Genomic DNA, 11,874 nt, shown 5'->3' on the forward strand with positions numbered 1-11,874 from the left:
AAATAATAAAGGCTGGCAATTCATTTGCCAGCCCTTGTTCTTATACTGTTTGTATTTACTTCGCTATTACCAGATTGAATTTGTTAGCGCCCCTCTGTACCAGCATATATTTGCCGTTCAATAACTGGTTTTTGGTAACCACGGTGTCTATCCCGCTCACCTTTACTTTGTTAATGCTGATACCGTTATTCTGTACCATTTTTCTGGCTTCACCTTTACTGGGTAGGATTCCGGTTTCTGCAAGGAATGAAACGATATCTTTTCCCGCTTCCAGTTCAGCGGCAGAAAATTCAAACTGAGGAACGCCATCCATTACATCCAGCAGTTGTTGTTCTGTGAGTGATTGCAAGGCATCAGCAGTGTCTTTACCGAATAGTATCTCGGTTGCCTTTACGGCAAATTCATACTCCTTTTCGCTGTGAACAAAGATAGTAAGTTCCTGGGCCAGTCTTTTTTGGAGCAGCCGCAGATGGGGCGCCTGATCATGGGCTGTGATCAGTTCATCGATCTCCTGTTGACTAAGGAAAGTAAAGATCTTGATATAGTTCTTCACATCTTCATCGGTGGTTTTTAACCAGAACTGGTAAAACAAATATGGCGATGTTTTTTGGGCATCCAACCATACATTACCATTCTCCGACTTTCCGAACTTGGTACCATCTGCTTTTTTCAGCAGCGGACAGGTAAATGCAAAGGCCTCTCCATTAGCTTTACGACGAACCAGTTCAGTACCGGTTACAATATTGCCCCACTGGTCCGAACCGCCCATTTGCAGCTTGACGTTCTTTGCAGTATATAAATGGTAGAAATCATATCCCTGGATCAGCTGATAGGTAAATTCTGTGAACGACATACCGCTGTCTCCTTCCAGTCTTCTTTTTACAGAATCCTTAGACATCATGTAGTTGACAGTAATGTGTTTACCTACATCGCGGATGAAATCGAGGAAAGAAATATCCTTAAACCAGTCGAAGTTATTGACCATTTCAGCGGCGTTCGGTTTAGCCGGATCAAAATCCAGGAATTTCTCCAGCTGTGCCTTGATACCTTTCTGGTTGTGTGCCAGGGTATCCAGGTCCAGCATTTTCCGCTCTTCTGCTTTAAAGGAAGGGTCACCCACCATACCGGTAGCACCACCTACCAGCGCAAATGGCTTATGGCCAGCCCTTTGTAAGTGTACCAGCAGCAGGATAGGCACCAGGCTGCCTATATGAAGGGAGTCTGCCGTAGGGTCAAATCCTACATATGCACTGGTCATTTCTTTTAATAATTGCTCCTCTGTGCCCGGCATTATATCCTGCACCATACCTCTCCAGCGTAATTCCTCTATCAGGTTCATGATTAATTGGGATAATTTTTGCAAACGTAAGAAAAGAATTTTAAACGATATGCGGGGGAACGGCGATGTGCCTTAAATTCGTACATTGAATCCCGGCTTAAACCGCCATCTTCTGTAAAGATCACACTATGAGAAAAATCTTGTTTTTTATCGCATGCCTGTTACTGACAGTCAATGCATTAAGTGCCCAGGACTGCAAGAATTACTACTATATGCTCAACAATGCAGAAGTAGAGATGACCATGTTCGATGCAAAGGGCTCTGCTGTGGCCAAAAATGTTTACAACGTATTGTCTGTCAGTAAGGAAGGGGCTGCCAGCGTATCCGATTTCACCTCAACCCTGAAAGATGTTAAAGGAAAGACCATCTCTTCCGGAAAGGGGAAATTCAAATGTGATGGTGGCGAGATCATGATCGACATGAAAATGTCACTGCCCAGCCTTCCCCAGCTGCAGGACATGAAAATGGAATCGGACGGGAATGCCTTTCTGAACTATCCGGCTCACCTGAAGGAAGGTCAGTCGCTGCCGGATGGCGCATTCGAAATGAGCAGCAATGCCAATGGCATGGATATGACTCTCCAGTATAAAGTGACCGACCGCAAGGTGGTGGGTAAGGAAAAGGTGACCACTGCCGGTGGTAGCTGGGATTGTTATAAGATCACTTATAATATGAGCCTCTCCATGAAAATGATGGGAATGAATATTCCGGTAGAAATGGTGGCGGCTGAGTGGTTTGCTCCCGGCTTTGGTGTGGTGAAAACAGAAACCTCCAAAGATGGTAAACTGGCAGGCCATATGGAGATCACGCATGTGAAGAAATAGCCTGATCGTATAAAAAAGAAAGCCACTGTCTCAGGACAGTGGCTTTCTTTTTTTGAACCCGGTTTACAGGTTTTTCAGGCATTCCTTCAGGCTTTCGCGCCAGTGAAGGATCTGTAATCCGAAAGTATCTTTGATTTTTTGTTTGTTCAGGACACTGTAGGCTGGCCTTTTTGCAGGCGTAGGATACTTATCTGAAGTGATTGGCGCTACAGTGCAGGATGCGCCTGTCAGTTCGCGGATCGCCACTGCAAAGTCGTACCAGCTGGTTACCCCTTCGTTGCTGAAGTGATACACCCCGCCATAACTGGCCGGAGCATCCCATACTTTTGTCAGGATATGCAGGATGGCTTTTGCCAGATCTACCGCGTAGGTAGGAGTGCCGGCCTGGTCAAATACTACGTTCAGGAGCTCTTTCTCCTGCATCAGCTCACGCATACGTTTTACGAAGTTGACGCCGAATTCAGAATACAACCAGGATGTGCGCAACACGATGGTATCCGGGTTGGCGTCTACGGCCGCCGCCTCGCCACGTAGTTTGGAGCTTCCATAGATGCTGGCAGGGCTGGCGTCGTCAGTTTCTGCATAAGGCACATTCTGTTTGCCGTCAAACACGTAGTCAGTGGAAATGTGTACGAATTGTGCATTATACTGCTGACAGATGTTTGCCAGGTTCAATACTGCTTCAAAGTTTAGTTTGAAGGCCAGTTCCTCATCGTTCTCCGCTTTATCTACCGCAGTATATGCCGCACAGTTGATACAGGCGTGTATTTCCTGCTGTGAGAAAAAATTGCTGACAGCTTCCTCACTGGTAATATCCAACTCATTGAAGTCGGTATACAGGAAGGAAAACCCGGAATGATCCGCAGCGATCTTTTTCAATGCTTGTCCCAGCTGGCCATTGGCGCCGGTTACCAGAATATTTTTCATTTACTTATTTGAATTGAAAACGAAGTTATGCGTACAATTTTCCAGTGTAGGCAGCACTATATCCTTTTCAGATACAATAGCATCGGCCAGGTCAATACCCCAGTCGATGTTCAGTGCAGGATCATTATAGATGATGCCTCCTTCACTGGCTTTATGATAGAAGTTATCGCATTTATACATCACCTCTGCTGTTTCACTGATCACGGAATACCCATGCGCAAAGCCTTTGGGCACCAGCAACTGTAATTTATTCTCAGCGCTCAGTTCTATGGAAAAGGCCTTGCCATAAGTAGGAGAGCCTTTACGGATATCTACTGCCACGTCTATGATCTTTCCTTCCAGCACTCTCACCAGCTTAGTCTGCGCATATGGCTCCAGCTGGTAATGTAATCCTCTCAGTACGCCGTAGGTGGAACGCGCCTGGTTATCCTGTACAAAAGGCAGGTGTAATCCATGCTGTTCAAAGGTTTGCGCGCTGTAGCTTTCAAAAAAATAGCCACGGCTATCATTAAACACCCGGGGTTCATATATCAGCAACCCTGGGATCCCTGTTTCAGTAAAAGGCATATTTATCTCTTTTGATACTGCTCACTGTAATAATCCTGGTACGCTCCGCTGGTTACATGATCCAGCCATTCTTCGTTGGCGAGGTACCAATCCACTGTTTTTTCAAGACCTTCTTCAAACTGGAGGGAGGGTTCCCAGCCCAGTTCTTTATTGAGTTTGGTGGCGTCAATAGCATAACGCAGGTCATGGCCCGCGCGGTCTTTTACGAAAGTGATCAGTTTAGCAGAAGTACCTGGTGCACGCTGGAGTTTCTTATCCATGATAATGCACAGCAGGTTAATAAGGTCAATATTTTTCCATTCGTTGAAGCCTCCGATGTTGTAGGTTTCTCCTACGCGGCCCTTATGGAAAATAGTATCTATTGCTCTGGCATGATCTTCCACAAACAGCCAGTCACGCACGTTTTCGCCCTTACCATATACTGGTACCGGCTTATTGTTCCTGATGTTGTGAATAGCCAGCGGAATTAATTTTTCCGGGAAATGATTTGAGCCGTAGTTATTGGAACAGTTGGATATAACAGCAGGCAGATGATAGGTGTGGTAATACGCCCTTACAAAATGATCTGAACTTGCCTTTGATGCAGAATAAGGCGAACGGGGATCATACGCCGTTTTTTCGGTAAACAGGCCTTCTGCTCCCAGGCTACCATATACCTCATCGGTCGACACATGATAGAACAGCTTGCCCTCATAATTGTCTTTCCAGTGTTTCCTGGCGGCATTCAGCAACACAGCAGTTCCCATGACATTGGTCCTGATAAAGGCCAGCGGGTCCATGATAGATCTGTCCACATGGCTTTCAGCAGCCAGATGGATCACGCCATCAAACTTATAGGTAGCGAACAGTTCATCAATGAACGGTTCGTCAGTGATATCGCCCTTTACAAAAGTGTAATTAGGCTTATCCTTAATGTCTTTCAGGTTTTCCAGATTACCGGCATAGGTTAATGCATCCAGATTAATGATCTGGTAATGAGGGTAGTTCTTTACAAAAAGCCTCACTACATGAGACCCGATAAATCCTGCGCCACCGGTGATTAATATGGTGTTGTGCATAATGATTATTTAATTCCGGCTACAAATTACGAATTGCGGATGAACCTTCACCTAACCAGTTTTGGTAGTAATGGCCCATCCGCCGTCCGGAGTTATTTATTAAGAGCTTGTTTGAAATACTCATAAGTGATCTTCAGCCCTTCTTTCCTGTCCACTTTGGGCGCCCATCCCAGTAATTCCCTGGCTTTGGTGATATCCGGTTTTCTTTGTTTCGGATCATCTTTTGGAAGTGGCTGATAGATAATCTTTTGTTTGCTGCCTGTCAGCGCCAGGATCTCTTCCGCAAATTCTTTCAGGGAGATCTCTGCCGGGTTGCCGACGTTCACCGGAAGGTGATAGTCACTCAGCAGCAGGCGGTAAATACCGTCTACCAGGTCAGACACATAACAGAAAGAACGGGTCTGGGATCCGTCACCAAAAACGGTGAGGTCCTGTCCGGTCAGTGCCTGGCTCATAAACGCTGGCAGTGCACGGCCGTCGTCGAGGCGCATACGCGGACCGTAGGTATTAAAGATCCTGATGATCCTTGTATCTACACCATGGAAATTGTGGTAGGCCATGGTGATGGATTCCATAAAGCGTTTCGCTTCGTCGTACACTCCACGCGGACCTACCGGGTTTACATTACCCCAGTATTCTTCCGGCTGCGGATGCACGGTCGGGTCGCCGTATACTTCAGACGTGGATGCCACGAGGATCCGCGCCTTTTTTTCTTTTGCCAGGCCCAGGAGGTTGTGTGTACCTAATGAACCTACTTTCAATGTCTGGATAGGCATTTTTAAATAGTCGATCGGGCTGGCGGGAGAAGCAAAGTGTAAAATGTAATCCAGGTCGCCCGGTACATGTACAAATTTGCTTACATCATGATGATAATATTCAAATTCCTTTAGGGGAAAAAGATGTTCGATATTTTTGATGTTGCCGGTCAGGAGATTGTCCATTCCTACAACACGATATCCTTCTGCAATAAAGCGATCACAGAGGTGTGACCCCAGGAAGCCGGCGGCGCCGGTAATCAGTACTCTTTTCATTTCGATAGGCATTTGCAATGTGTAACAAGTTAGTTAGTAGCAGCAGCACGTCCGACACTCTCGTAGTGGAAACCCAGTTCGGCCATACGGGCTACATCAAACAGGTTCCTTCCGTCGAATATCAGTTTGTTTTTAAGAGAAGCACCGATCTTTTCAAAATCAGGGGTTCTGAATACGCTCCATTCTGTTGCAATGACCAGTGCGTCTGCATTTGCAAGGCATTCGTACTGGCTGGAAGCATATGTTACTTTATCGCCGATAACGCGTTGTACATTGGCCATTGCTTCCGGATCAAATACTGTTACCGTTGCTCCTGCAGCCAGCAGCGCATCTATCATGTACAATGCCGGCGCTTCGCGGATGTCGTCTGTATTCGGCTTGAATGCCAGGCCCCAGAGCGCGAAATGTTTCCCTTTCAGTTCATCGTTGAACCAGGCTTTTATCTTTGGCAGGAGGAACAATTTCTGCCGCTCATTTACATCCATCACTGCAGTCAGTATTTTGAACTCATAGTCTGCGTCTTCGGATGATTTTACCAATGCCTGCACATCTTTCGGGAAGCAGCTGCCTCCATAACCGATACCGGGGAACAGGAAGCGTTTACCGATCCTGTCATCGCTGCCCACACCCCTGCGTACCATATCAACATCAGCGCCAAGTTTCTCGCACAGAATGGCAATTTCATTCATAAAAGAGATCTTGGTAGCCAGGAAAGAGTTAGCCGCATATTTGGTCAGTTCTGCAGATTTCTCATCCATGAACAGGATGGGGTTACCCTGGCGCACGAAAGGAGCGAACAGATCGCCCATCACTTTGCGCGCTCTTTCAGAGCGGGTGCCGATCACTACGCGGTCGGGTTTCATAAAGTCGTCTACCGCTACACCCTCGCGCAGGAATTCCGGGTTGGATACTACATCAAAGGGATGTTTACAGTGCTGCGCAATGGCTGCCTGTACCTTTTCAGCAGTACCTACGGGTACAGTACTTTTATCAACAATCACTTTATAATCTGTAATGAGCTTCCCCATCTCATCTGCTACGCGCAGGATATAGGAAAGGTCTGCAGAGCCGTCTTCTCCGGGAGGAGTAGGCAGGGCAAGAAAGATGACTTCCCCGTGCTTTACGCCATCAGCGAGGTTGGTTGTGAAATGAAGACGTTCTTCTTTGAGGTTACGCTCGAACAGTTTTTCAAGCCCTGGTTCATAAATGGTGATCTGCCCGCCGGAAAGTTTGTTGACCTTATTGATATCTATGTCAACACAGACAACATCGTTGCCTGTTTCCGCAAAGCAGGTTCCCGTAACCAGGCCTACGTAGCCTGTACCTACTACTGTAATTTTCATTTGGAGTTTTGATTTAAGAATGATTTAACTGAATCAATAATGTGCTGTAGCTGATCTGCATCCATTTCAGTGTGTATCGGTAATGAAATAACCTTTGAGGTAAGGCTGTCAGTAACAGGGAGATTGAACTCAGCACCACCAAAACTTGCAAACATTTTCTGGCGGTGAGCAGGTACGGGATAGTAAATCATTGCAGGCACCTGACGTTCCTGCAGGTATTGTTGTAAAGCATTGCGGTCAGCGCCGTTCAGCTGTAGCGTGTACTGGTGATAAACATGATAACTGTTGTCTGCCCTGTAAGGAGTAGTGATCTGCGGAATACCGGCAAATCCTGCATCATAGGCATCCGCTACTGCGCGGCGTGCTTTGATATATTCATCCAGCAAAGGCAGTTTGATATTCAGTACAACCGCCTGCAGTGTATCGAGGCGGGAATTTACGCCTACTACGTCGTGGTAGTAACGGGCAGATTGTCCGTGGTTGGCGATCATTCTTATCTTGGCTGCCAGCGCATCGTCGTTGGTAAAGATGGCACCACCGTCGCCATAGCAACCCAGGTTCTTCGAAGGGAAGAAGGAGGTACATCCTATCTGTCCGATGCTACCCAGTTTTTGAGTGGTACCATCAGAAAAAGTATAATGTCCGCCTATGGCCTGTGCATTATCTTCAATGACAGGGATATTATATTTCCTGGAGATCTCCATGATAGGCTCCATTTCTGCACTGTGACCATACAGGTGTACAGGAACGATCGCCTTTGTTTTTGGTGTGATGGCCTTTTCCACCTGCTCCGGATCGAGGCAGAATGTTTTAGGATCTACGTCCACAAATACAGGTTTCAGCTGTAACAGGGCAATGACCTCAGCCGTGGCAATAAAAGTGAAGGATGGTGTGATCACTTCATCTCCCGGTGCAAGGTCGAGGGCCATCATGGCTATCTGCAATGCATCGGTACCATTGGCGCAGGGAATGACATGTTTTACACCGAGATAACTCTGCAGTGCATTGGTGAATTGTTGTACCGGAGCGCCATTAATAAAAGCTGCATTATCGAGCACTTCAGCCATCGCAGCATCTACCTGCGGCTTTATTTTCAAGTATTGGCGTTTTAAATCCACCATTTGAATAGGAACCATGTGTGGGATAGATATTTTGTTTAAAGTGAGCAAATTTACAAAAATTGACATAGGAAGGGCAGTATCTTTGCAGCCGATCCAAAAAACAGTAAAAGTACCTTCAGGCATGCCGGTAAGCACCATCATATACGATCTGGGAATAAGAGGATATAAAGCAGGAGTGGCTCTGGCCGCGGCTACAGGCAATGCCAAGGCCCGGCGATGGCTGGAAGGGCGCCGTAACTGGAGAGCAGCGCTGGAACAACACCTGTCCGGCGCCGGCCCCATCGTTTGGGTACATGCTGCCTCCCTGGGCGAATTTGAGCAGGGCCGTCCGGTCCTGGAAGCGATCCGGCAGCAATACCCGCACTGTAAGATCCTGCTTAGCTTCTTTTCTCCCTCAGGTTACGAGGTGCGTAAAGACTATCCCGGCGCCGATTACGTGTGCTATTTGCCGTTGGACACCCCGGGGAATGCGCGCGATTTTATCCGTATCGCAAAGCCGGCCCTGGCCATTTTTATTAAATACGAGTTCTGGTACCATATGCTTACCCGTCTGTACAGGGAAAAGGTGCCCGTGATCCTTGTTTCAGGAATTTTCCGGGCCGGGCAGCCTTTCTTCAGGCCTTACGGGGGCATGTTCCGGAAATTGCTGCAACAGTTCAGCTACATCTTTGTGCAGAACCGTGAATCGATGTCGCTGTTGGCGCAAATAGATATCCGGCACGCAGCGCTGGCGGGCGACACCCGTTTTGACCGGGTATGGGCATTGCAGGAGGAAGAGCGTACACTGCCGGGTATCGGCGAATTTATTGGCAAGCGGCAGGCTATTATTGCCGGGAGTACCTGGGAGACCGACGAGTCATTGCTGTCGGCCTGGTGGAGGCAGCAACAGGGTGAAGGTTCCTGCCTGATCATTGCCCCGCATGAAACAGATGCAGCTCATATCACTAAGCTGATGGGATTGTTTCCTGAAGCAATAAGATATACGGAGTGGGTAAAGACGGCGCATAAGCAGCCGGGGCGTGTATTGCTGATAGATAATGTAGGCATGCTTTCGATATTGTACCGCTATGCGGCTGTGACTTATGTGGGAGGCGGTTTTGGAAAAGATGGTATTCACAATATACTGGAACCCGCTACCTATGGCAAACCCGTATTGTTCGGGCCTGTGTTCCATAAATACCCCGAAGCGGCAGCATTGATCGCTGCCGGTGGAGGCATCAGTATCCATGACCTGGGTACCTTTGCTGCACAGATGGGAAGACTGTTGCAGGACGAAGCCATCCGTCTGCAAACCGGTGCTAATGCTAAAAATTATGTGGCTGAGAATAAGGGAGCTACCAGTAAAATACTACAGTATATTCAGGAAAAGCGTTTCTTGACAAGATTGTAGAACTGTCTTACGGTACGGTTATCGTCCACCCATCCCTGACGGATCTTTAACTCTCGTTCAATCCAGTATTCTGCTTCCTGGAGGGAATTCAGCTCATTGATAGTCTTCACAGAACGCTCGTAAGTATCCACATCTCCACGGAATAATTCCTGGATGAACTGGAACTTATCATTGATACCGATGGCCTGACGCAGATCCTTGACAGGAATTTCGTTGAAACGGTCAGCCAGTTCAGTTTGAGTCTGTTTCAACCGGTCGTTGAGTGAAGGTGTGTTCTGCGCTACCAGTTGGTTCAGTTCTTTTAGTTCCTTGCGAACGCCGTTGGTTTCAGGCTTTTTCTCAGTATTAGCTGCCGGAGCACTGACTGGTTGTGGCGCTTCCGTATTACTGTAAATGGTGACGAATGCCGGTTTCCTGTCTGCTGGAACCTGTTCCATTTGTTGAGGTGCAGGAGTGGGAGCAGCGGCCGGATAGGAAGAAACACCATTGGGCGCTGCAACTGTGGCCGGAGCTGTATTTACAGGAACAGCGGAAGTCCCGTTCACAGCGGCTGCAGGAGCAGGAGCCGGTTTGGGAAGAGACGTGTTCTGCAAGGGTAATGTCAAGGTCGATGCCTCCTCAGCGGTATATGCTGCAGCAGGCGTTGCCTGTTTATTTTCCGGTAAAATTTCTCTGGATGATGTTGTTACAGGCACTTCCACAACAATAGTGGCTGGAGCTGCGGTGGTGGTCAGCGGAGTAGAAGGCATGATTACGGCAACATGGCTGTCCTGCCTTTGTTGCCTGCGTTCCTGCTCTCTTTCGAGATTCCTTGCATGTAAGATCTCTGCCTGAAGCAGCTGTACATAGTAGGAGATTGACTGCAGCCCAGCGTTTGAATTCTTTAATTCCTGTAACTTATCAATTAATGCACTTATTTTTTCCATAGCAGTAAAAAAAATAAATTGAATGCAAAATGCGTTCCATGCCTTAATTGTTAACGCGATATGGGGGAATTTATTTTATTTGCATAAAGTTAGCGCATTTTAATTAACTGTTAATCAAATACTAAAATATGTTTATTGAACCTTCTCTAGCAGGAGGGCGAAGGGGGTGGATAGAAGTGATCTGTGGCTCAATGTTTTCCGGGAAAACGGAGGAGTTGATCAGAAGATTAAAGCGGGCCCGGATAGCCAACTTAAAAGTAGAGATCTTTAAGCCGATGATAGATACACGTTACGATGTACAACACATTGTATCTCACGATGAAAGCCGCATCGTCAGCACGCCATTGGAAAACTCGCAGCAGATATTGCTCCTGGCGCAGGAAGTAGACGTGGTAGGTATTGACGAAGCCCAGTTCTTTGATGGTGAATTGCCCGAAGTGTGTGATCAGCTGGCATTACGTGGTATCAGGGTGATAGTGGCGGGACTGGACATGGATTACATGGGCAAGCCCTTCGGGCAGATGCCTTTCCTGCTGGCAAAGGCCGACTATATTACCAAATTGCACGCTATTTGTGTAAAATGCGGCAATATCGCCAATTACTCTTACCGGAAAACAAAAGATAAGAGCACGGTGCTGCTCGGGGAGACAGACCTGTATGAACCGAGATGCAGGCATTGCTACTATAATGAGGTAGAATAATAATCGTCGCATAAATGAAAAGGCCGTACCAGACATCTCTGGTACGGCCTTTTCATTTATGTTGATAACTTTTACAGCACAATATTGTGGTTACAAGAGCCAAACCCCTAGGGGCTTGTATTGCAGATCATCAGCCTTCTTTCACCTTAAATGTAAATCTCTTCTGTGTCAGGTAGCTGAAGCCCACCACGAAGATGGTTGTCAGTATTTTAGAGATGGTAGGAAAGATATGCAGATAATCCACGAATAGTTTCATAAATCCATAGTTCAGGCAGATGCAGATACCTACCAGCATGAAATAGCGGACCAGCTGTACCCGGCCTCTCAGGTTGGATTCAGAAAAAACAATGTATTTGCTCAGCAGGAAACCTGTAGGGAATGTAACCGTCATGGCCATGAACAGTGCCGCAATGTGCGCGCTGATGGTCAGGAAAGTGAAATGAACAGGTGTTTCATTCAGGATAAAATGATAACTGATGTAATACAACAGGATATCCATAGCCGTATTACCGCTGCCGCAGGCAAGGTAACGGAACGTTTGCAAAGGCATCAGCTTTGCAAAGGGTAGGTAAAAAAAATCTAATACCAATAAAATGAACCTTTTCATAAAATATTTGTACAGCAACAAAACTAGTTAGTTTTACCGT

The 11,874-nt window shown here is 47.0% G+C and carries 12 protein-coding genes; 3 read left to right on the forward strand and 9 right to left on the reverse strand.

Annotation, left to right across the window (positions count from 1 at the left end):
• Positions 1-55: 55 nt before the first annotated feature.
• On the reverse strand, positions 56-1,339 hold the full coding sequence (tyrS, locus tag MYF79_RS07575) for a tyrosine--tRNA ligase (RefSeq protein WP_247813273.1): 1,284 nt from the start codon (positions 1,337-1,339) through the stop codon (positions 56-58).
• 128 nt (positions 1,340-1,467) lie between these two features.
• Between tyrS and MYF79_RS07580 the strand changes: the two genes are divergently transcribed.
• Positions 1,468-2,163, forward strand: coding sequence for a hypothetical protein (locus tag MYF79_RS07580; RefSeq protein ID WP_247813274.1), 696 nt, complete (start codon positions 1,468-1,470; stop codon positions 2,161-2,163).
• A 63-nt stretch (positions 2,164-2,226) separates the two neighbouring features.
• Here the strand turns inward: MYF79_RS07580 and rfbD are convergent, their stop codons facing one another.
• From rfbD to MYF79_RS07610, 6 genes are all read right to left on the reverse strand, one after another.
• Entirely contained in the window at positions 2,227-3,090 is an 864-nt protein-coding gene (gene rfbD / locus MYF79_RS07585) for a dTDP-4-dehydrorhamnose reductase (RefSeq protein ID WP_247813275.1), read from the reverse strand.
• Complete coding sequence (gene rfbC / locus MYF79_RS07590) at positions 3,091-3,657, reverse strand: dTDP-4-dehydrorhamnose 3,5-epimerase (protein ID WP_247813276.1); 567 nt, start codon at positions 3,655-3,657, stop codon at positions 3,091-3,093.
• Positions 3,658-3,659: 2 nt separating this feature from the next.
• On the reverse strand, positions 3,660-4,715 hold the full coding sequence (gene rfbB / locus MYF79_RS07595; protein WP_247813277.1) for a dTDP-glucose 4,6-dehydratase: 1,056 nt from the start codon (positions 4,713-4,715) through the stop codon (positions 3,660-3,662).
• Positions 4,716-4,807: 92 nt separating this feature from the next.
• The gene (locus MYF79_RS07600) at positions 4,808-5,746 is read right to left on the reverse strand and encodes a UDP-glucuronic acid decarboxylase family protein (protein ID WP_247813278.1); all 939 of its coding nucleotides are present in this window, start codon (positions 5,744-5,746) and stop codon (positions 4,808-4,810) included.
• Between the two features lie 29 nt (positions 5,747-5,775).
• Positions 5,776-7,089, reverse strand: coding sequence for a UDP-glucose dehydrogenase family protein (locus MYF79_RS07605; RefSeq protein WP_247813279.1), 1,314 nt, complete (start codon positions 7,087-7,089; stop codon positions 5,776-5,778).
• Entirely contained in the window at positions 7,086-8,225 is a 1,140-nt protein-coding gene (locus MYF79_RS07610) for a DegT/DnrJ/EryC1/StrS family aminotransferase (protein WP_247813280.1), read from the reverse strand. Before MYF79_RS07610 ends, MYF79_RS07605 begins: the two co-directional genes overlap by 4 nt.
• Before the next feature lie 106 nt (positions 8,226-8,331).
• Between MYF79_RS07610 and MYF79_RS07615 the strand changes: the two genes are divergently transcribed.
• Positions 8,332-9,600 (forward strand): 3-deoxy-D-manno-octulosonic acid transferase, encoded by a 1,269-nt coding sequence (locus MYF79_RS07615; RefSeq protein WP_247813281.1) that lies wholly within the window; start codon positions 8,332-8,334, stop codon positions 9,598-9,600.
• On the opposite strand, the gene MYF79_RS07620 is transcribed toward MYF79_RS07615, so the two are convergent.
• Complete coding sequence (locus MYF79_RS07620; RefSeq protein WP_247813282.1) at positions 9,570-10,526, reverse strand: hypothetical protein; 957 nt, start codon at positions 10,524-10,526, stop codon at positions 9,570-9,572. The two genes, MYF79_RS07615 and MYF79_RS07620, sit on opposite strands and share 31 nt — an antisense overlap.
• A gap of 215 nt (positions 10,527-10,741) precedes the next feature.
• Here MYF79_RS07620 and MYF79_RS07625 point away from each other — a divergent pair, with 215 nt between their 5' ends.
• On the forward strand, positions 10,742-11,227 hold the full coding sequence (locus MYF79_RS07625) for a thymidine kinase (protein WP_317233109.1): 486 nt from the start codon (positions 10,742-10,744) through the stop codon (positions 11,225-11,227).
• Between the two features lie 130 nt (positions 11,228-11,357).
• Here MYF79_RS07625 and MYF79_RS07630 read toward each other — a convergent pair whose 3' ends face one another.
• The gene (locus tag MYF79_RS07630) at positions 11,358-11,777 is read right to left on the reverse strand and encodes a GtrA family protein (RefSeq protein ID WP_247815081.1); all 420 of its coding nucleotides are present in this window, start codon (positions 11,775-11,777) and stop codon (positions 11,358-11,360) included.
• Positions 11,778-11,874: the final 97 nt, after the last annotated feature.

The organism is Chitinophaga filiformis (genome assembly GCF_023100805.1).
GTDB lineage: Bacteria > Bacteroidota > Bacteroidia > Chitinophagales > Chitinophagaceae > Chitinophaga > Chitinophaga filiformis_B.

What these genes read in the sequence shown, in the direction of transcription:
- tyrS (WP_247813273.1), bottom strand. Translation starts at nt 1,339, where the DNA reads ATGAACCTGATAGAGGAATTACGCTGGAGAGGTATGGTGCAGGATATA.
- MYF79_RS07580 (WP_247813274.1), top strand. Translation starts at nt 1,468, where the DNA reads ATGAGAAAAATCTTGTTTTTTATCGCATGCCTGTTACTGACAGTCAAT.
- rfbD (WP_247813275.1), bottom strand. Translation starts at nt 3,090, where the DNA reads ATGAAAAATATTCTGGTAACCGGCGCCAATGGCCAGCTGGGACAAGCA.
- rfbC (WP_247813276.1), bottom strand. Translation starts at nt 3,657, where the DNA reads ATGCCTTTTACTGAAACAGGGATCCCAGGGTTGCTGATATATGAACCC.
- rfbB (WP_247813277.1), bottom strand. Translation starts at nt 4,715, where the DNA reads ATGCACAACACCATATTAATCACCGGTGGCGCAGGATTTATCGGGTCT.
- MYF79_RS07600 (WP_247813278.1), bottom strand. Translation starts at nt 5,746, where the DNA reads ATGAAAAGAGTACTGATTACCGGCGCCGCCGGCTTCCTGGGGTCACAC.
- MYF79_RS07605 (WP_247813279.1), bottom strand. Translation starts at nt 7,089, where the DNA reads ATGAAAATTACAGTAGTAGGTACAGGCTACGTAGGCCTGGTTACGGGA.
- MYF79_RS07610 (WP_247813280.1), bottom strand. Translation starts at nt 8,225, where the DNA reads ATGGTTCCTATTCAAATGGTGGATTTAAAACGCCAATACTTGAAAATA.
- MYF79_RS07615 (WP_247813281.1), top strand. Translation starts at nt 8,332, where the DNA reads ATGCCGGTAAGCACCATCATATACGATCTGGGAATAAGAGGATATAAA.
- MYF79_RS07620 (WP_247813282.1), bottom strand. Translation starts at nt 10,526, where the DNA reads ATGGAAAAAATAAGTGCATTAATTGATAAGTTACAGGAATTAAAGAAT.
- MYF79_RS07630 (WP_247815081.1), bottom strand. Translation starts at nt 11,777, where the DNA reads ATGCCTTTGCAAACGTTCCGTTACCTTGCCTGCGGCAGCGGTAATACG.